Annotated in this window: 20 protein-coding genes; 7 read left to right on the top strand and 13 right to left on the bottom strand. The window is 40.0% G+C overall.

The window, feature by feature from the left end; all coding sequences use genetic code 11:
- Positions 1-2: 2 nt before the first annotated feature.
- Positions 3-2,453, bottom strand: a complete 2,451-nt coding sequence (locus M1F91_RS05885) for a bifunctional DnaQ family exonuclease/ATP-dependent helicase (protein ID WP_247912984.1) — start codon at positions 2,451-2,453, stop codon at positions 3-5.
- Between the two features lie 121 nt (positions 2,454-2,574).
- On the opposite strand from M1F91_RS05885, the gene M1F91_RS05880 reads away from it, so the two are divergent.
- Positions 2,575-2,760 carry a hypothetical protein gene (locus M1F91_RS05880; protein ID WP_006148859.1) on the top strand — a complete coding sequence of 62 codons (186 nt, stop codon included), beginning with the start codon at positions 2,575-2,577 and terminating at the stop codon, positions 2,758-2,760.
- A gap of 23 nt (positions 2,761-2,783) precedes the next feature.
- On the opposite strand, the gene M1F91_RS05875 is transcribed toward M1F91_RS05880, so the two are convergent.
- The 4 genes from M1F91_RS05875 to M1F91_RS05860 all read right to left on the bottom strand — a co-directional run bounded on the left by M1F91_RS05875 (position 2,784) and on the right by M1F91_RS05860 (position 6,174).
- Positions 2,784-3,632, bottom strand: coding sequence for an NAD(P)H-hydrate dehydratase (locus tag M1F91_RS05875; protein ID WP_247912983.1), 849 nt, complete (start codon positions 3,630-3,632; stop codon positions 2,784-2,786).
- A 134-nt stretch (positions 3,633-3,766) separates the two neighbouring features.
- Positions 3,767-4,624 (bottom strand): bifunctional methylenetetrahydrofolate dehydrogenase/methenyltetrahydrofolate cyclohydrolase, encoded by an 858-nt coding sequence (locus tag M1F91_RS05870; protein WP_282185022.1) that lies wholly within the window; start codon positions 4,622-4,624, stop codon positions 3,767-3,769.
- Between the two features lie 132 nt (positions 4,625-4,756).
- Positions 4,757-5,491 carry an amino acid ABC transporter ATP-binding protein gene (locus M1F91_RS05865; RefSeq protein ID WP_247912981.1) on the bottom strand — a complete coding sequence of 245 codons (735 nt, stop codon included), beginning with the start codon at positions 5,489-5,491 and terminating at the stop codon, positions 4,757-4,759.
- Positions 5,491-6,174 carry an amino acid ABC transporter permease gene (locus M1F91_RS05860; protein ID WP_247912980.1) on the bottom strand — a complete coding sequence of 228 codons (684 nt, stop codon included), beginning with the start codon at positions 6,172-6,174 and terminating at the stop codon, positions 5,491-5,493. Before M1F91_RS05860 ends, M1F91_RS05865 begins: the two co-directional genes overlap by 1 nt.
- Before the next feature lie 205 nt (positions 6,175-6,379).
- Here M1F91_RS05860 and M1F91_RS05855 point away from each other — a divergent pair, with 205 nt between their 5' ends.
- The 5 genes from M1F91_RS05855 (at position 6,380) to M1F91_RS05835 (ending at position 10,807) form a co-directional block, all read left to right on the top strand.
- Positions 6,380-6,610 carry a DUF1797 family protein gene (locus M1F91_RS05855; protein WP_004253825.1) on the top strand — a complete coding sequence of 77 codons (231 nt, stop codon included), beginning with the start codon at positions 6,380-6,382 and terminating at the stop codon, positions 6,608-6,610.
- Positions 6,611-6,850: 240 nt separating this feature from the next.
- A complete protein-coding gene (locus tag M1F91_RS05850; RefSeq protein ID WP_223332722.1) occupies positions 6,851-9,100 on the top strand; it encodes an ATP-dependent Clp protease ATP-binding subunit in 2,250 nt (749 codons plus the stop codon).
- An 89-nt stretch (positions 9,101-9,189) separates the two neighbouring features.
- Positions 9,190-9,639 (top strand): NUDIX hydrolase, encoded by a 450-nt coding sequence (locus tag M1F91_RS05845; RefSeq protein WP_247912979.1) that lies wholly within the window; start codon positions 9,190-9,192, stop codon positions 9,637-9,639.
- A gap of 63 nt (positions 9,640-9,702) precedes the next feature.
- The gene (locus tag M1F91_RS05840) at positions 9,703-10,002 is read left to right on the top strand and encodes a DUF1827 family protein (protein WP_004253819.1); all 300 of its coding nucleotides are present in this window, start codon (positions 9,703-9,705) and stop codon (positions 10,000-10,002) included.
- 172 nt (positions 10,003-10,174) lie between these two features.
- Positions 10,175-10,807, top strand: coding sequence for a GNAT family N-acetyltransferase (locus tag M1F91_RS05835; protein WP_223332721.1), 633 nt, complete (start codon positions 10,175-10,177; stop codon positions 10,805-10,807).
- Positions 10,808-10,853: 46 nt separating this feature from the next.
- On the opposite strand, the gene metK is transcribed toward M1F91_RS05835, so the two are convergent.
- The gene (gene metK / locus M1F91_RS05830; RefSeq protein WP_049494917.1) at positions 10,854-12,044 is read right to left on the bottom strand and encodes a methionine adenosyltransferase; all 1,191 of its coding nucleotides are present in this window, start codon (positions 12,042-12,044) and stop codon (positions 10,854-10,856) included.
- A 236-nt stretch (positions 12,045-12,280) separates the two neighbouring features.
- Complete coding sequence (locus M1F91_RS05825) at positions 12,281-12,979, bottom strand: GntR family transcriptional regulator (RefSeq protein WP_247912978.1); 699 nt, start codon at positions 12,977-12,979, stop codon at positions 12,281-12,283.
- Between the two features lie 140 nt (positions 12,980-13,119).
- Between M1F91_RS05825 and guaA the strand changes: the two genes are divergently transcribed.
- The gene (gene guaA / locus M1F91_RS05820; RefSeq protein ID WP_247912977.1) at positions 13,120-14,682 is read left to right on the top strand and encodes a glutamine-hydrolyzing GMP synthase; all 1,563 of its coding nucleotides are present in this window, start codon (positions 13,120-13,122) and stop codon (positions 14,680-14,682) included.
- A gap of 70 nt (positions 14,683-14,752) precedes the next feature.
- On the opposite strand, the gene M1F91_RS05815 is transcribed toward guaA, so the two are convergent.
- The 6 genes from M1F91_RS05815 to M1F91_RS05790 all read right to left on the bottom strand — a co-directional run bounded on the left by M1F91_RS05815 (position 14,753) and on the right by M1F91_RS05790 (position 20,139).
- Positions 14,753-14,962, bottom strand: a complete 210-nt coding sequence (locus M1F91_RS05815) for a hypothetical protein (RefSeq protein WP_006153691.1) — start codon at positions 14,960-14,962, stop codon at positions 14,753-14,755.
- Between the two features lie 172 nt (positions 14,963-15,134).
- The gene (locus M1F91_RS05810) at positions 15,135-16,478 is read right to left on the bottom strand and encodes a DEAD/DEAH box helicase (RefSeq protein WP_247912976.1); all 1,344 of its coding nucleotides are present in this window, start codon (positions 16,476-16,478) and stop codon (positions 15,135-15,137) included.
- A gap of 148 nt (positions 16,479-16,626) precedes the next feature.
- Complete coding sequence (locus M1F91_RS05805) at positions 16,627-17,322, bottom strand: alpha/beta hydrolase-fold protein (protein WP_247912975.1); 696 nt, start codon at positions 17,320-17,322, stop codon at positions 16,627-16,629.
- Positions 17,303-18,313: an ABC transporter substrate-binding protein gene (locus M1F91_RS05800; RefSeq protein ID WP_247912974.1), complete on the bottom strand. Its 1,011-nt coding sequence runs from the start codon at positions 18,311-18,313 to the stop codon at positions 17,303-17,305. The genes M1F91_RS05805 and M1F91_RS05800 overlap by 20 nt, the downstream gene beginning before the upstream one ends.
- Positions 18,314-18,335: 22 nt before the next feature.
- A complete protein-coding gene (locus tag M1F91_RS05795; RefSeq protein WP_247912973.1) occupies positions 18,336-19,091 on the bottom strand; it encodes an ABC transporter ATP-binding protein in 756 nt (251 codons plus the stop codon).
- Position 19,092: 1 nt separating this feature from the next.
- Positions 19,093-20,139, bottom strand: coding sequence for an iron ABC transporter permease (locus tag M1F91_RS05790; protein WP_247912972.1), 1,047 nt, complete (start codon positions 20,137-20,139; stop codon positions 19,093-19,095).
- Positions 20,140-20,420 lie beyond the last annotated feature (281 nt).

Below are 20,420 nucleotides of genomic sequence, written 5' to 3'. Positions count from 1 at the left end.
TTTCATTGTTTATTTAAAAATTCTTGAACTTTTGAGAATACTTGCTCTCGGCTAATGACTCTAACACGATTGCTTCGAGCCAAAGATTTGCTGATTTGCTTACCATAGCGTTTACTTGCCATGCGGCTATCGAGAATCAGAACTGCGGAGCGTTGCCCCACTCGACGCATGGTTCGTCCAATCGCTTGCTTGAGGCGAATAATAGCCATAGGAAGCTGATAATCGTAAAAAGGATTTTTTCCTTCCAAACGAAGTTCTTGATTCATCTTTTTCGTAAAGGGATCTTCTGGATTTTGGAAAGGCAAACGAGTCACCACTTCAATCACTCGAGGATGTCTTGAAAAATCGACACCTTCCCAAAAACTTCCCGCCCCAAGCAAGAGCTCACGCTCGCCTCTTTCAAAGCGTTTTTTCAATTGGACAGGTTCACCGTGCTTATACTGGGCCAGATGGGGAACCCTCAAAGCATCTGAAACTTGCAACAATAAATCTTTTGCAGTAAATAAGACTAGAATGGGTTCTTCAAGCTGGAATAATTCTTCTAGAACTTCTACAATTGCTTGTGCATATTCATCGGATGAAATTTCTGTCACCAACGGAAAATCATTCACTAATAAAATTTCCTGATTTTCCTGAAACTGTTCGTCCATACAGTAAAAGGCCGCTTGAGGAAAACCTAACAATTCTGGTAAAGAAACCCTACTACTAATTTCAAGGGTTGCAGAGATTCCTAAAAGTTGACAGGATTCTGGGAAAATCTGAGAAAAGAGCAAACGATGATTGCGACTAGAAGTGATTTCAACCTTCTTACTAGACACATCTGAAGTCGATAACCAAAATTCTCCCTCAGATGTAAAAAATCTCTGATAGTCTTTAAATTCTGGTAAATTCAACTCAGAAAAATCTTGGCGGAGCTTGTCAATGCTACTAGCTGGACACATCCTACGTTTACCAGATAAGAACTGATCGAGTAGGTAAGAAACTTCAAAACGAATACTTTCTAGCAAGCGTCTTTGAAGCATACCTTCTTCCCTCAATAGAGCTTGATCTAGTTGATCTAGCAAATCCGTTAACAAATAAGATTTTCGAGAGAGATTTTCCAATGTCAACAAGATTTTCTGGGCTTCATCTAAAATCAAGAGACGCCCTTCTAAGAGACTCGGATCATCTTCAAGTCGAGTAACGAGGTAAGCATGATTGGTCACAAGCAACTTGCAAGAACGAGCCTTGTCCTGACCTCGTTTCCAAAAATCCTCTAGCCAAAAGAGAGAGTCTTTGTGAAGGTTGCCATCATGAACCAAGTTCGGTAAAAACTGCTGGTAGCGATATAGCTGACCAATCTCGTCTAAATCTCCTGTATCTGTCTCTGTCAACCAAACTAGAAGTTGCATCTTGAAACGAGTATACAAACGATTGGACTCTTCTTCCTCTAGCGCTGCATGAAAGGCATCTAGCTTCAAGTAATTCTGAGGACCTTTAAGACTATGAATAGAGATATGGAAAATCTCTTCTAGTTTTTTAGCCTCCTCTTGCATCACCTGATTTTGAAGGATTTTAGTCGGAACACTGAGTAGGATTCCTTCTTCATTCTCAAGTGACAAGGCCGGCAGCAGGTAACCATAGGTTTTCCCAATTCCTGTTTGAGCCTGAATAAAGGAAATGGCTTCCCCTTGTAAAAACTCTTGAACCTTTTGGGCAAATTCTTCTTGTTGACTTCTCTCCTCCAAACCTAGCAAGGCAATATTAGTTTGGAAATCCTTTGAGAGTTTGCGTGGAGAAAGGACTGGCTTTTCTTTTCTCAAAAATAAACCTTGCACTTCTACCAAATCATGCTCAACAAGGAGAGACTGTTTCTGATAAACTTCCTCGATGACTAGGTAAGATTCATAGAGTAAGCTGTCTGATAAACTCAATAAGCGCTCCAACAAACCTTTTGGCAGTCCAAACATCTTTTGTCTCATACAAAGAAAGAGTTCTGCTGTTGCTTGGGCATCAGATAGAGCTGAATGGGCTTGCTCTAGAGGAATCCCCAACTCTTGGCAAAGAATGCCGAGATTATACTTCTCAAGCTGAGGGTAAAATATTTGAGCTAATTCCACTGTATCGATACGAGGCGTGCGCAATTCATAACCCTCAAAAAAGAGGAATTCTGCCAATAAATTAGCATCGAATTGAACATTGTGCGCAACAAAAACACCGTCTTTGACCAGTTCAAAAATCTTTCCAGCCACCTGAGAAAACTCTGGAGCCTTTGCCAAACGTTTATCAGTCAAACCCGTTAATTCTTTGATATGAGAATCCAAGCGTTCATGAGGGTTGACATCAGTAGCATACTGTTCAACAATCTCACCATCTTCAATGACTACAATTCCCACTTGGATGATTTTTGCCTTACTTCCAGTACTTGTTGCTTCTAAATCTACAACCACATACCGATTATTTCTAAAATTCATCACTAAAAATTATATCAAAATTTGCACCATTTGACACCCCTGAACTTTATTTGAAGAGTCAAGTTTCTTGCAAGATTTTAAAAAAAATGATTGAATATAATTGTAGTAAAGGAGGGAATTCATGAACCCATTAGATTTGTTTAATCAAGTAAAAGAACTCATTGAGAACAAAGATTTTTCTGCAGCAAAAACATTTGTTGAAGAAAACAAGGATCAACTCGGTGAGTACCTAAGCCAAGCACAAGCTTTGGTATCAGGATCAGAAGGACTTGACGGTCTTGTAGATAAGGTCAAAGGCCTCTTCTAATCATCAAAAGACACCTGAAAAAATCAGGTGTCTTTTTGTATTTTCTTCATGAATGCTGGGATATGTTGACTAATCGTGGTTGGTAGAACTACAAAGTTGTCCTCAGCTAGTTCTTGGGCAATTGCTGAATGCAAGTAGGTCGCTACTGTCACTCTTTCATAGAGACTTGCTCGAGGAAATTGCCCTGCAAAGCCAGCGATCATCCCAGCTAAGGTATCTCCCATTCCTCCAGTCGCCTGATAAGGACCACCAACACTCAACTGATAACAATCAGCTTGACCAGCTTGCCAAATTCGAGTAGCAGGACCTTTTTGAACAAGAATCGTTCCTGAAGGAAATTTCTTCAAAGCCTCTCCTGTTTCCTCAGTTCCTTGGGAATCCAAATCTAAGCTTGACAAGACTTGCCATTCCCTTTGGTGTGGAGTTAAAACAAGCTGAGCCTTAGGAAATTTCATTCCCGTCTTCGCTAAAATGGATAGGGCACCACCATCCAGTATGAGGGTCTGGTCTTGGACTAAATGATCAAAGACTGTTTGGAGAAGCTCTTCTCCACGCTCATCATCCATTAGTCCAGGTCCGACCAAGACAACACTTGCTTTCTGTAACTGTTGCTCAAGTAATTGCTTATCATCAAGGTCAAAAGCCATAGCCTCTGGCAGATGGCTATGTAGAGCTGAAATATTCTCTTTATCCGTTGCTACTGTCACCAATCCTGCGCCACTTCTAACAGAAGCTAAGGCGGCCATAATAATCGCTCCCCCATAGGGATAAGTTCCCCCAATCAAGAGAAGACGACCGTAGTCTCCCTTATGACTAGAACGAGGACGCTCGATGATCACTTTTTTCAGTAGAGCTTGATCAATGACTTTCATAAGCTACTCCTTCATGCTTGTTCTTACTTTCATTATACTACAAAAAAATAAAGAAAAACATCAATTGAAATAAGTATCTTTACAGCAAATGAAAAGTCGAGATATCACTATCTCAACCATTTTTCATCATAAACTTAATTTTTATCCAGCGTTCTTAAAGCAGCCTGATAAGTCTGTTCCATCAGCATGGTAATGGTCATTGGACCAACTCCACCAGGTACAGGGGTGATATGACTAGCAATTGGTGCAACAGCATCGTAATCAACATCTCCACAGAGCTTGTCATTTTCATCTCGGTTCATCCCTACATCAATGACAACTGCACCTGGTTTGACAAAGTCGGCAGTCACAAACTTGGCGCGACCGATAGCTACGACCAAAATATCGGCTTTAGAAGCTACTTGGGCTAGATTGTGGGTGCGAGAGTGGGTCAAGGTTACAGTTGCATTTTTAGCCAAGAGCAACTGAGCCATGGGTTTCCCAACAATATTGGAACGACCAATTACGACCGCATTTTTACCTTCTAAGTCAATCCCATATTCATGAAACATTTCCATAATCCCTGCAGGTGTTGAAGGAATCATAACTGGGTGACCAGACCAGAGGCGTCCCATGTTGAGAGGATGGAAACCATCCACATCCTTTTCAGGATCAATAGCTAGTAAAACAGCTTCTTCATCGATGTGTTTTGGCAATGGAAGCTGAACCAAAATCCCATGCCATGCTGGATCTTGATTGTATTTAGCGATTAATTCTAACAATTCCTCTTGAGTAATGGTCTCTGGAACTCGCACGACTTCACTTTGGAAGCCTGCAGCGATAGCAGAACGCTCCTTGTTGCGTACGTAAACTTGGCTTGCTGGATTTTCTCCGACTAAAATAACGACCAATCCTGGAACCAAACCTGTCTCTTCCTTTAATTTGGCTGTTTTTTCAGCCAACTGTCCTTGTAGCTTGGCTGCTAAAGCCTTGCCATCAATCATCTGTGTCATGTATTTTCTCTTTTCTAACAAATATTTTCTATTATAACAAAAAATCGTTCGGCATTCTAACACTTCTTACCTAAGATACCCTATAGTCTGAAACTATAAGAAAAAGCCCACTTGGAGCTTTTCATGATATTCTTACAAAACCTTACTCAAGAAATCCTTGGTTCTTTGTTCTTGGGTTTGTTCAAAGACTTGCTCTGGAGTTCCGTCTTCAACAACAACACCATCAGCCATAAAGATGACACGATCTGCCACCTCACGAGCAAAGCCCATTTCATGCGTTACGATAACCATGGTCATTCCTGACTGAGCAAGTTCTTGCATAACTGCTAGTACTTCTCCTACCATTTCTGGATCTAGAGCAGAAGTTGGTTCATCAAAGAGTAAAACATCTGGTTCCATAGCAAGACCACGCGCAATAGCGATACGCTGTTGCTGACCGCCCGACAAGCTTTGAGGATAAGCATCTGCCTTATCTGGCAAACCAACCTTTTCCAAGAGCTCATGGGCTCTCTTCTCAGCAACTGCCTTACTTTCGCCTTTTGTCTTAATAGGAGAAAGCGTGATATTTTCCATTACCGTCATATTTGGGAAGAGATTGAATTGTTGGAAAACCATTCCCATCTTTTCACGCATGGCAAAGAGGTCATTTTTCTTATCGGTAATGTCAACACCTTCAAAGATAACTTTTCCTTTAGTAGCTTCTTCGAGGAGATTCATCGAACGAAGGAGGGTTGACTTACCACTACCAGAAGGTCCGATAATCACCACTACTTGTCCTTTTTTTATTTCAAGATCAATTCCTTTTAAAACTTCATTTTTTCCAAAGTTTTTATGAAGGTTTTCAATTTTTATAAGTGTTTCAGTCATTATTTCTTATCTCCTTGTCCCATACGATTTTCAAAAGCTTTCAAAGCCAGTGTCAAGATAGAGGTCATAATCAAGTAGTAAAAGGCTGCAAATAAGAGCGGTGTTAAAGGTAGGTATGTGGTTGTTGATACTGTAGTAGCTCCATTCCACAACTCCATAACCCCGATAGCTGACAAGAGCGAGCTATCCTTGATAATGGTAATAAACTCATTCCCCAAGGCTGGTAAAATATTCTTGATAGCCTGTGGTAGGATGACATAGCGCATGGCCTTTTTAGGACGAATCCCTAGTGAATAAGCAGCTTCTAATTGTCCTTTTGGCACTGCATTAATCCCAGCACGAACCGTTTCTGATACATAGGCACCACTATTCATAGAGATAATCAAAATCCCTGGAATCAAGCGAGTCAGATCAACATCTAAGATCCCAATTTGAATAGTCGGAGCACTAATATGCATCAAGGCAAATGCAATCATAATCTGCACCATCATCGGAGTCCCACGGAAGACCCAGATATATAGATTAGCAAACCAGGCAAGTGGTTTAATCTTTGAACGTTGTGCAAAAGCCAACAGCACTCCTAGAATGGTCCCCAAGAAGACCACCAAGATAGATATGATAATTGTTACAACGGCACCATAGTTAAAATATGGTAGATATTTCGGTAAAAAAGAAAAATTCATGGATACTCTACTTTCTGTTTTTAATATTTAAACTTAAAACTTGTATAAGGATAACATATTTTGCATAAAAATACAACATTTTCTCCTAATATTTTCAATAAATTTTCAAAGACGATAGAAATAGCGAGAAATCTTAGTTTTTTTCTAGTCAAGTAGAGTCTGTTTATGGTAAAATAGTAAAGATAAGAAATGGAGGAGAATCAAAATGGAATCACATTTGGTTAGAATCATCAATCGCTTAGAAGCAATGACTAAAGATGGTGGTAACTTGAAACGTAACTTTGAGCGCGAAGGAGTTGTTGTCGCAGAGGTTGCTTTTAACCACGACGAAGAAAACGGACCACTCTTTACACTTCGTGATGTTGAAGCTCGTGAAACATATACATTTGATAGCATCGACCTCATTGCGATGGAAATCTACGAACTTTTATACTAATTGTTGAATAAATGCCGGAGAAGTCTCCTGCTTTGACCAATGAAAATCCTTTTTGCATGACAAATAGGATTTTTCTTTTTATCCCTATATTTCATTTACAAAACTCTCTTATCATGAGTTCTAGGACTCAATCTTTTTACTTGCTTTCCCCTTCAATCATGATATAATGAGACTAAAGAACTTTGACTATTTTTGACCTTTCTGTTTTAGTCAAAGCCAAGAAAGAAACGAGGTAGTGGTATGCTCTGTCAAAATTGTAAAATCAATGACTCAACGATCCATCTTTACACCAATCTTAATGGACAACAAAAGCAAATTGACCTTTGCCAAAATTGCTACAAAATTATCAAAACAGATCCAAACAATAGCTTATTCAAAGGCATTACAGATTTAAACAATCGTGATTTTGATCCATTTGGAGACTTCTTTAATGATCTGAATAACTTTAGACCTTCTTCCAATAATAATGTTCCTCCAACCCAGTCAGGTGGTGGATATGGTGGCAATGGTGGTTTTGGTTCCCAAAATCGCGGGCCAGCTCAAACACCTCCTCCTAGTCAAGAAAAAGGACTCTTGGATGAGTACGGTATCAACATAACCGAGATTGCCCGCCGTGGAAATGTTGATCCTGTTATCGGTCGCGACGAAGAAATCATCCGTGTCATTGAAATTCTCAACCGTAGAACCAAAAACAATCCCGTCCTTATCGGAGAGCCTGGTGTTGGTAAGACAGCCGTTGTCGAAGGCCTCGCTCAAAAAATTGTAGATGGTGATGTTCCCCACAAACTTCAAGGGAAAGAAGTCATTCGTTTAGACGTTGTTAGCCTTGTCCAAGGCACAGGAATTCGTGGACAATTTGAAGAGCGCATGCAGAAACTCATGGAAGAAATTCGTGAGCGTAAAGATGTCATCCTCTTTATCGACGAAATTCATGAAATTGTCGGTGCGGGTTCTGCTGGAGACGGTAATATGGATGCAGGAAATATTCTGAAACCTGCCCTTTCTCGTGGCGAACTTCAACTAGTTGGTGCTACTACCCTCAATGAATACCGCATCATCGAAAAAGACGCCGCCCTTGAGCGCCGTATGCAACCTGTTAAAGTTGATGAACCAACTGTGGAAGAGACTATTATTATCCTCAAAGGTATCCAAAAGAAATACGAAGATTACCACCACGTTCATTATACAGATGCTGCTATCGAAGCTGCTGCTACTCTTTCTAACCGCTACATCCAAGATCGTTTCTTGCCGGACAAGGCTATTGACCTCTTAGATGAAGCTGGTTCTAAAATGAACTTAACTTTGAATTTTGTGGATCCTAAGGTTATCGACCAACGCTTAATCGAAGCAGAAAATCTTAAGGCACAAGCAACTCGAGATGAAGATTTTGAGAAAGCAGCCTACTTCCGTGACCAGATTGCCAAATATAAGGAAATGCAAAAAACAAAAGTAACGGATCAGGATACCCCGATTATCAGCGAAAAGACGATTGAACACATTATTGAACAAAAGACCAATATTCCAGTTGGTGATTTGAAAGAAAAAGAGCAGTCTCAACTCATCAACCTAGCAGACGACCTCAAGGCTCATGTTATTGGTCAAGATGATGCAGTTGATAAGATTGCTAAGGCTATCCGCCGTAACCGTGTTGGGCTTGGAACTCCAAACCGTCCAATTGGTAGCTTCCTCTTTGTTGGTCCTACAGGTGTCGGTAAGACAGAACTTTCTAAACAACTAGCTATTGAGCTTTTTGGTTCTGCTGATAGCATGATTCGCTTTGATATGAGCGAATACATGGAAAAACATAGCGTTGCCAAACTCGTCGGTGCCCCTCCAGGATACGTAGGTTATGATGAAGCAGGTCAGTTGACTGAAAAAGTTCGTCGCAACCCCTACTCACTTATCCTCCTTGACGAGGTTGAAAAAGCCCATCCAGATGTTATGCATATGTTCCTTCAAGTATTGGATGATGGCCGTTTAACGGACGGTCAAGGACGCACTGTTAGCTTTAAGGATGCCATCATTATCATGACCTCAAATGCAGGTACAGGTAAGGCTGAAGCAAGCGTTGGATTTGGTGCAGCTAGAGAAGGCCGTACTAACTCTGTCCTTGGAGAATTAGGCAACTTCTTTAGTCCAGAATTCATGAACCGCTTTGATGGTATTATCGAATTCAAAGCTCTCAGCAAGGAAAATCTCCTACAAATCGTTGACCTTATGTTGGATGATGTGAATAAACGTCTCTCAAGTAATAACATCCATTTAGATGTAACAGATAAGGTGAAAGAAAAACTTGTAGACCTTGGTTACGATCCAAAAATGGGAGCTCGTCCACTCCGTCGTACCATCCAAGACTATATCGAAGATGCCATTACAGACTACTACCTTGAAAATCCAAGTGAAAAAGACCTCAAGGCAGTCATGACAAGTAAAGGTAAAATCGTGATTAAGTCCAAAAATAAAACGGAAACAGTCGAGTCAAACGACTAGTTCCTCACATACAAAAGAATGTTCTTACTTGACAGTGAGAGCATTCTTTACTATTATAGAAAGAAAGCGCACTCACGAAGGAGAACTTTATGGCAAATCCAACATTTGGAGAAAAAAAAGAGGGAGTAACCTACAAAAATAGATATGGCGTTTATGCAGTCATACCTGATGCAAACCATGAAAAGATTATCCTCGTACAAGCTCCAAATGGTGCATGGTTCTTACCAGGGGGCGAAATTGAAGAAGGCGAAAACCATCTCGAAGCTCTCAAACGAGAATTGATTGAAGAATTAGGATTTACAGCTGAAATCGGCACCTACTACGGGCAAGCTGATGAATACTTCTACTCTAGACATCGTGACACCTATTACTACAATCCAGCTTATCTCTATGAAGCTACTTCTTACCAAGAAATCCAAAAACCTCTGGAGGACTTCAATCACTTAGCTTGGTTCCCAATCGATGAAGCTATTACTAACTTAAAACGTGGAAGTCACAAATGGGCGATTGAAGCTTGGAAAAAACAACATCAAATTTAAACTATCTTTACCAAATTTCCCAAAAAGTGCTATAATAGACATAGATATACAGGAGGAAACCCTATGAAGCTTATCAATACTACAAATTCACACTCGCAGCTTGTTAAAAGTCAGCTAGAAAGCACAGACGCAACGCTTGTAGAGGTTTATTCTGCGGGAAATACAGATGTTATTTTTACTCAGGCTCCACTTCATTACGAAATCCTCATTTCCAATAAACATCGTGCAATCCGGGAAAAAGAAATGGAAATAATCAAAGAATTTTTCCTCAGTCGTAAAATTAATCAACAGGCTATTGATAAGGCAAATATTAAAACCCTCTATTCTGATAAATTGATTGAGATTTCAATCCCTACAAAATAGAATTAATCTACCCTACAGTTAAAACTGCGGGGTTTTTTAAAACCTTTTCTTGTTTATATCTTTAAATAAATTATTGTGAATAAAGCTTTTTTGTGAAAAATTCACACTTTAATCGAAAAATATGAGAAATTTCGTTATAATAGATAGAGAGATTTTAATGAAGGAGTTTGATATGAAAGAAATAGTATACAGAGAAGCCAGGCTAGATGAATATCAAAAAATTGGAAAAGTATTGGCTGGTGCCTTTATGGACTACCCTTTCATGACTCTTATCAAAGATGATTTAAAAAAACCAGAATATTACCCAGCATTCTTAGAATTATTGGATAGCCTTCTGACCAAACTCTATATCAAAGGAGAGACCTGTCTAGTCGCTGAACGAGACGGGGAAATCATGGCCGTTGCCCTCCTGCAACAAAAGGATTTTTCCATTCTATCTTATTTGCTGAATGGTATGGTCAAGCTTTTCCGTTTTATTACTCCGCGCAATCTCTTGAAATATCTTGATTTGGTGGAACGTTCCGAACAGCATTTGAAAAGATCAGGAAATTTTGACTGGTATTTGATGATGTTAGGTGTCAACGCTTCTAGTCAAAACCAAGGAATCGGGAGTGCTTTTCTACAAGAAGGTGTTGAACCTTATCTTAAATCCAAAGGCTGCAAACGCTTGGGCTTGATTACTAGTACTGAAAAAAATGTTTGCTTCTATGAAAAAAACAAGTATGAATTACTAGATTCGATGATGTTAGAATACGGAACAAAATCTATTGGAAACTGGGCTTTTGTAAAAATCCTGGATAACTAATTTTAAACATAAAAAAGATTGGTCTAAAAACCAATCTTTTTTTAGTTTACTTAACGGCTTCTTTCAAAGCTTCTACTTTGTCCAAGCGTTCCCATGGAAGATCAATATCTGTACGTCCCATATGTCCATAAGCCGCTGTTTGACGGTAGATTGGACGTTTGAGGTCAAGCATTTGGATGATTCCTGCAGGACGAAGGTCAAAGATTTGACGCGCTGCTTTTTCAAGTTTACTTTCAGCTACTGTTCCTGTACCGAAAGTATCGATACGGACAGATACAGGTTGAGCTACACCGATTGCGTAGGCCAATTGCACTTCTGCTTTCTTAGCAAGACCTGCAGCAACAATGTTTTTAGCAATGTAGCGAGCTGCATAAGAAGCTGAGCGGTCAACCTTAGTGGCATCCTTACCAGAGAAGGCACCACCACCGTGACGTGAATAACCACCATAAGTATCTACGATGATCTTACGACCCGTCAAACCTGAGTCTCCTTGAGGTCCTCCGATAACGAAACGACCAGTTGGATTGATAAAGAATTTAGTCTCATCGTCAAGATACGAAGCTGGAATCACTTCTTTGATGACCTTGTTGATTACATCCTCATGGATTTGTTCATTGCTGACTTCTGGATCGTGTTGAGTTGAAATAACGACTGTATCCACGCGCACTGGTTGATCATTTTCATCATATTCAACAGTAACTTGCGATTTAGCGTCTGGACGAAGGTAGCTAATTTCACCAGACTTACGTAGCTCTGCCAAACGACGAACCAACTTGTGGCTGAGTGAGATTGGCAATGGCATGAGTTCTTCAGTTTCATCAACTGCAAAACCAAACATGAGACCTTGGTCTCCAGCCCCAATCAAATCAAGTGGATCTTGATCCGCATTCCCACGAACTTCTAAGGCTTCATTAACCCCTTGAGCGATATCTGGTGATTGTTCTACCAAGGATGGGTGAACTCCTACCGTCTCCGCAGAAAAACCGTACTCTGTATTGGTATAACCGATTTCTGCAATCGTATCACGAACCACTCGGTTAATATCGACATAAGCATTGGTTGAAATTTCACCGAAAACATGTACTGAACCAGTATAAACAGCTGTTTCAGCAGCAACGTGCGCCTCTGGATCTTGCTCTAAAATAGCATCCAAGATAGCATCTGAAATTTGGTCTGCAATCTTATCTGGATGCCCCTCAGATACAGATTCAGACGTGAATAATTTACGTTCTGACATAAAAATGTCCCCCCTTAAAAAATATTCGTTATAGAGTTACAAAGAACTGGTAGGAAGAGTATTTACAATCAATCCCACCACCTTATCGGGACCATATAACCTAACTATTATAACACGAATCTTTGAAAAATACTCGTATGATTGCTATTTTTCTTACTAGGAAAATGTTTTCTAATCATAACCAAATAAAAACTCTTAAAATAGATGAGTTTCTACTTTAAGAGTGATGTTATAAACTAATTATTTTCTAGATAAAATTCAAACCGTTCTCCGACGTATTGGCTCTTTACATACTCAAAAGCCGTTCCGTCATCAAAGTAAGAAACCTGAGTCAAACCTAAAATAGCATGCCCTTTTTCAACTTCTAAATAATGAGCTATCTTTTCTTTGGCTAAACGTGCGTATATGGTCTGGTGAGATTTACCAATTCGATAACCATGCTCTTGCAAGGTTTGAAAGAAGTGCTTGGTTACTTCTTCTTTTTTGAAATTTTTGATAAATTTCTCAGGGATCGACGCCACTTCATAGACTACAGGGACTTTGTCGGCATAGCGAACACGCTCCATACGAATGATATTGTCGGTTGGCATTAAACCTAGTTTAGCCACTTCTTGCTCATTTGGGATGGTTCGACGATAAGAAATCAAGTGACTAGACGGAGTTTTCCCTTGAGCTTTAACAATCTCTGTAAAACTAGTTGTTCCACGCATTCTTTCCTGAACACGTGTACTTGAAACAAAGGTCCCACTACCTACACGTCGTTCCAAAACCCCTTCTTCAACCAAAAGAGAGATTGCTTGACGTAAGGTCATGCGGCTAACGGAAAATTCCTCAGCTAAATCTCGCTCACTTGGAAGTCTTTCCCCAATTTTCCAACTTCCCTCATCAATGTCTTTCTTGATTTGGTCGTGGATTTTCATATAAGCTGGTAACATGCTTGATCACTTCTTTTCTTTATTTTTTCCATTGTACCGTAACTCATAGGGAAAAGTCAAACCGCACTTGTTTAGTTGGTAATTCTAACCCTTTTATGATAGAATATTCAAGAAGATATTTCTTTGAAGAAAGGGAAAAGATGAGCAACATTTCAACTGATTTGCAAGATGTCGAAAAGATCATCGTGCTGGACTATGGTAGCCAGTACAACCAACTCATCTCACGTCGTATTCGTGAGATTGGTGTCTTTTCAGAACTAAAAAGCCACAAGATTTCGGCTGACGAAGTCCGTGCTATCAATCCTATCGGGATTGTACTTTCAGGTGGTCCAAACTCTGTTTACGAAGAAGGATCGTTTGATATTGACCCAGAAATTTTCGAACTTGGAATTCCGATTTTGGGAATCTGCTATGGTATGCAACTATTGACTCACAAGCTTGGTGGTAAGGTTGTTCCTGCCGGCGATGCTGGTAACCGTGAATACGGTCAATCAACATTGACTCATACAGAATCAGCTCTTTTTGCGGGTACTCCAGATGAGCAGCTTGTCTTGATGAGCCACGGTGATGCTGTAACGGAAATTCCTGCTGACTTTGTTCGTACTGGAACTTCTGCAGACTGTCCTTATGCATCTATTGAAAACCCTGATAAGAAAATTTACGGTATCCAATTCCACCCAGAAGTTCGCCACTCAGTTCACGGTTATGATATTTTGCGTAACTTTGCTTTAAATATCTGTGGTGCCAAAGGTGACTGGACTATGGATAACTTCATCGAGATGCAAATCAAACAAATCCGTGAAAAAGTTGGAGATAAACGTGTTCTTCTCGGACTTTCTGGTGGTGTTGACTCTTCTGTTGTTGGGGTTCTTCTCCAAAAAGCTATCGGTGATCAATTGATCTGTATCTTTGTAGACCACGGTCTTCTCCGTAAAGGGGAAGCTGACCAAGTTATGGATATGCTTGGTGGTAAGTTTGGGTTAAACATTGTTAAGGCAGATGCTACCAAACGTTTCCTTGATAAATTGGCTGGTGTATCTGATCCTGAACAAAAACGGAAGATTATCGGTAACGAATTTGTCTATGTCTTTGATGACGAAGCAAGCAAGTTGACTGATGTGAAATTCTTGGCTCAAGGAACTCTTTATACTGACGTGATTGAGTCTGGTACGGATACTGCTCAAACTATCAAGTCTCACCACAACGTGGGTGGACTTCCAGAAGACATGCAGTTTGAACTGATCGAGCCACTCAACACTCTTTACAAGGACGAAGTTCGTGCACTTGGTACTGAACTTGGTATGCCAGACCACATCGTATGGCGACAACCATTCCCAGGACCAGGGCTTGCTATCCGTGTCATGGGAGAAATCACTGAAGAAAAACTAGAAACTGTTCGTGAGTCAGATGCTATCCTTCGTGAAGAAATCGCTAAAGCTGGCCTTGACCGCGACATCTGGCAATATTTCACTGTTAACACTGGTGTTCGTTCAGTAGGTGTTATGGGAGATGGCCGCACTTACGACTACACCATTGCCATCCGTGCTATCACTTCGATCGATGGTATGACAGCTGACTTCGCTAAGATTCCTTGGGAAGTTCTCCAAAAAATCTCTGTTCGTATCGTAAACGAAGTTGACCACGTCAACCGCATCGTCTATGATATTACAAGTAAACCACCTGCAACCGTTGAGTGGGAGTAAAATCATAATATTAAAGTCTAAAATCCCATCAGATAATTTCTGATGGGATTTTAATATTTCATGATAATTCTTACCAGAAAAACTTTCGATAAATTCTAGCAATCGTTAAAAAGATAGCATAAAGTATGCCCAAGATAGTTAAAACTATTTTTCCAGTACTCAATTCTGAACCGATGACCAATATATGAAAGAGAGGAGCGAGACCGGTACACACATATATCAAATAAGCAATAACATTTATTTCACCAATCCCAGCAATAAAATCTTTAAAATCTCTCATTTAACTTCTCCTACAATCTATTTTTAATTTAAGTATATTATAAACTTCAGAAAAATAAAAGAATGTTATGATTAGATTTTAAGATTCCCAATATCTTCTACTTATGAAATCTGACAATCCCAATGTTGAACTATAAAAAACAGTAAAACCACTTGGTTCTACTGTTTCATTTTTAAAATGTTTGACGTTTAGCTTTACGTTCTGCACGTCCTCGGGCACGACTTTCTGCTCGCTTAGTCTTCCGGCGTTTTTCATCGACCGCCCATTGAATTTTCTTCTTATAGCCTGGTTTGACTTTTTTCTTTTTCTTTTTGACCAAACCAATCATTTCGATATCCAGTTTTTCTTGTTTTTTCTCACGATTGGCACGACGGTCACGGTCATAAGTGTCTTGGAACTCTCCATCTTTAACAACCTTAGGTACAAACTTGATTCCTAATTTCTCTAACTCACGAATATCAGAGTCATCGCTTGGCTGATAAAGGGTAATGGCTGTACCTGGTAGACCATTACGTCCAGTTCGTCCAACACGGTGAACAAAGAAGGACAAGTCTTGTGGAATAGCATCGTTGATAACGTGGCTGACACCCTCAATATCAATCCCACGCGCAGCCAGGTCAGTTGCTACGATATACTCAAAATCAAGATTTTTCACCTGATTCATGATCCGTTTGCGTTCACGAGGTGCAATATCCCCATGGATCTTAGCCACCTTTAAGCCTTGAGCTGTTAAGTATGTGTGCAATTCATCCGCACGAGTTTTTGTATTGACAAAAATCATGGCGAGATACGGCTGCATGACTTGAGTCAACTCATAAATCTGAGCATTCTTGTCACGACCCTTGGTCGAAATCAACCAGTTGTCAATGGTATCAGAGATAACTGTCTTAGTCTTGATTTTCTCCATGACAGGATTTGACAAGTACTTTTTCAAGAATGGTTGCAGTTTTTGTGGGATAGTTGCTGAAAAGACCATGAACTGCAAGTCTTTCGGAAGACTTCCTGCAATCTTATCAACTGTTTCCAAGAATCCCATATCCAAGGTCATGTCGGCTTCATCTACTACAAAGGTCTTAGCTTTGTGAATGGCTAGGTCACCAGACTTGACCAAGTCATAAATACGACCTGGAGTTCCGATTACGATATGTGGTTGATTACTTGCTAATTTGTCAATCTGACGGGCCTTGTCTGTACCACCAACATAGTTGGCAACACGAATCTCAACATCTGAATGAGCTGCGATCTGACGAGCCGCTTGATAAATCTGAGTCGCTAATTCACGACTTGGAGCTGTAATGACTGCCTGCACGCTATCACTCTCTTCATCCAACTGTTGGAAAATTGGAAGCAAGAAGGTATGAGTCTTCCCTGAACCTGTTTTTGATTCACCAACCAAGTCACGACCTGCCAAAACAATAGGAATCAACTTTTCCTGCACCTCGGTAGGAGTCGTAAACTTCAACTCCTCCAAGGCTTTTTCTATATATTTTTTAAATTTAAATTGTGTAAATGACATAATTTCCTCGATTCTATCTACTCATTATACCATAATTTAGTCTATTACAGGGGATGGATTTCCGTCAAGAATAATACCATGAACATTTTAACAACCAAGCATACATAAGAAACACTCCTAGTTACCATGAACAAGGAGTGTTATAGGGTTACTTAAGCTTCCACTCGTCTCTCAGCCAATCACAAAAATAGTGATAACGTTCCTTAAGAGCTTCATGATGCCCATAAGCATCAAATGTGCAATAAGTCGAAGGGACTTTCTCTGAAATCAAATCATGAATGTCTCTTGCAAAAATAGGAGCCTTAGACAGACGATTGGAATGATTGGCACCTTCTGTCTGACCATTTTGCAAATAAATCAGGCTTTGATTCTGTATCAAGTCATGTTCCCCACAATATTCTGTAAAATCAGAATACCAGAAGGAGCCACAGATAGAGAAGATACAGGTCACAGGTAGATGACTACTATAAAGACTATAGACAGCAGCAAGACCACCCAGTGAATAGCCGCCATAAGCAATTCGACTTTCATCAATCAAGTAGTCTTTCTTTAGAATTTTTAAAATTCCTTGAAATAGCTTTTGATGGTATTGGTCTACCTTCCCACCAAAATCTGGAACCCCTTCTTTCAATGCATTAGACTGCCAGGGTGTAAAGTCATCCAGACGATTTTCTGGAATCAACCCCACCAAAATCACTGATTGGGATAGGTCTGACAAATAGTCCAATTGTCCATCATTTAAAAGCACAAGTGGATAGGCTTGTTGAGGATCATAGCTTGAAGGAAGACTGACCCTAACTCGAATCCCTTCCCAGTTAAACTCCTTATTTCTTGATAAAGTCATTGATTTTTTCAAGGGAATCAATCACTGCAGGACCGTAATCCATCAACTCATCGTAAGAGATCGTCATGATTTTTTGATTCTTGATTGCTGGGACATTTTCCAAAACAGCATTTGCCTTCATCAAATCCACTGCTTTTTCATCTAACTTTTGATTGCGGTCGCTGGTTACATAGATAATCAACTCTGGATCCATTGATACTAGATTTTCCAAGGTCAAGCCAGAAGTTCCTGTTGCGACATTGGTATAACCAAGTTGATTGAGCAAGCTTTCCTGAAGGGCTGACTTGTAAGCACCAAAGGTTTCGTCATTGTAGGCCACCATAATCAGAGCCTTTTTCTTTTCACCCTGTGTTTCTGGGTTAGCTTTTTTAACCGCATCGATTTTAGCTTGTAATTGCTCTACGTATTGATTTGCCTTGTCTTGGACATTGAAAATGGTACCAAGATTCTTCACATCTTCTACGATATTTCCTAAATCTTGTTGGATAGTTGAAAGTGAAGCTTTTTGCGTATAAACAGGGATTTTGTTTTCATTCCAAGCACTAATGGTTCCCATTGACTTTTCAGAAAACATCATGTTGCGTCCCATCAAGGCATCTGGTTCATAAGAAAGAACTGTTTCTTGTGAGACAGATTTTTTATCACCAATGTGAGGGATGGCCTCAATAGCATCCTTGTATTTACCAGTTACCGCATTATCAGGATTGAGCATGCCAGCAATTTTATCTTGCAAACCGAGTTCAAGTAGGATTTCAGTTGTTGAGAGGTTGTTGGTGATGACCTTTTCAGGTGCCTTTTCAAAGACTTGTTCGACTTCATTTCCTTTAGCATCATAAGTTTTGATAGTTACAGGATAGCTGGTTTCTGTATTAGCTTTTTGACTAGCTTCTGTTGTAGCCGGTGCCGTTGCTGTTTCTTTAGATGCGTTACCACAAGCTGCCAAAGATAAGGTAGCTACTGTTACAAGTAAAATACTGAGTGTTTTTTTCATGTTTTGTTTTCCTTTTTAATTTTTATAAATAGTGAATCATGGCTTGCTGATCTTCTGTCCAAGTTACCTTACTTTGAACGCCATAGACAGCCTGCAATGACTCTGGTGTGATGGTCTCTTTTGGAGTACCTTGGTAAACAATCTCCCCTTCTTTCATTAGGTAGAGATAGTCTGAATAGCGACAAGCTAGCTGAATATCATGCAAGACAGCTAGCACATTGATCTGAAGATTTTTGACAATGCTCAATAAGTCTAGCTGATACTTGATATCCAAATGATTGGTCGGTTCATCTAAGAGCAAGAGGATCGGCTCTTGGGCCAAGGCGCGTGCTAACAGAACCCGTTGCTTCTCTCCTCCTGACAAAGAAGAGTAGAGTCGATTTCTCTTTTCGAGCAGATCTACCTTGACCAAAGCATCCTCAACCAAGGCAAAATCTCTGCCTTTTTCTTTTTGTAAGAAAGAGAGATGGGGTGTTCTACCCAGCATGACAATCTCCTCAACCGTACAATCAAACTGAAGTTGATTAAACTGCGTGATGACTGCCATCTGCTTTGCCGTTTCTTTGACGCTCATTTGGTCTAGAGGCTTCCCATCTAAAGAAATCAAGCCCTGATTCGGCTTTTCCTGTCGATAGAAGAGTTTCAGCAAGCTGGTCTTTCCACTTCCATTTGGTCCCAAAATAGTATGAAATTGGTTTCCCTCAAGTTTAAGTGAGACTCCTTTGAGAATCTTTTTTTCTCCGATTCCAAAGTGAATATCCTGGCACATTAAGTCCATATCAGACTCTCACCTCCCTTCGTCTACTTGCAACCATGTAGATAAAGAAAGGTGCACCTACTAGGGCCGTGAAAATTCCAATCGGTAGTTCAGCATTTTGAATCAGAATGCGAGCAAAGACATCTGCCCAGATGACAAAGAGGGCACCTAGCAAGGTTGCAATCGGAAAAAGCCTTTTGTAATTTGTCCCTACCAAACTTCGAGCCAAATGCGGTGTAATCAAACCGACAAAACCGATAATCCCACAGCTCGATACCAAGATAGCTGTCATCACAGCTACAATCGTCACATAGAGATACCAATAAAAACGCAAGGGAATTCCCAAAGTCAAAGCCGCCTCATCACCCATCATCATGGCATTGAAAACACGGTATTGTGTAGAGAAAAATAAAAAAGCGATTCCCACGATTATAGTTGGTAAGGTTAAGTGAGCCCATGAGGTCCCCGCTAAAGAACCCATGGTCCAAAACTTGATAGTCATAACGCTATCAGCATTGGCCCCAATAGAGATAATAAAGTTTGAAAAAGCCAAAAATAGTGCATTGACAACCGTCCCTGATAAAATGAGGCTAGAAGTTGTCATCCTGCCCTGCATAGACGCAATGAGAAGAACTGCAACTGTTGCTAAAATCGCTCCGAGGAAAGAACCTAGACCAATCATAACTTTAAATCCAAGAATAATACTCAAAGTTGCTCCAAAGGTTGCCCCGGCTGAAATTCCTAATACATAGGGCTCTGCTATTGGATTGTTGACCGTTGACTGCATGACACTACCACACATGGAGAGGCCAGCACCAACAATCAAAGCAAGAAAAACCCGTGGTAATCTCATATTCCAAACAATAGCAAGCGTAGACTTTGAAATGTCTCCTATATCAAAAGGAGTCCCTAACTGACTCAAAATTATCCGATAGGTATCACTCAAGCTAATTTGAACAGACCCCATAGAAACTGCCAGAAACAGAGAAATCCCCAAAGCTCCTAACAGGATAGATAGTAAAAAACAATATCTCAGGTTTTGATGGCTTCCAGAAAATTTGGAAAGCATGAAACCCTCCTTTAACAAAAATTAAAAATTTAGACAATTTTCATAATTAGTATACCACATTTCTAAATCAGGAACAAGACTAGAAAAAAGCACACAAAAAAGCCCTCTGATTTCAGAGAGTTCGTTTGAACTCGGGATAAAATCTTAGTGAAACAAAAAATCTCCCCGAAGGGAGATCATTCTGGTTTATTTTACCTTACAGTGCTAGGAACCGTAACCGAAGATTATACTTGAGTATATCGAGGTAAGATGACAACAATAAAAAGCTACTCTATTTGAGT

This window comes from Streptococcus sp. oral taxon 431, assembly GCF_023110115.1.
GTDB lineage: Bacteria > Bacillota > Bacilli > Lactobacillales > Streptococcaceae > Streptococcus.
The sequence above is the reverse complement of the archived record's forward strand: the minus strand, read 5'-3'. Positions and strand labels throughout refer to the sequence as shown.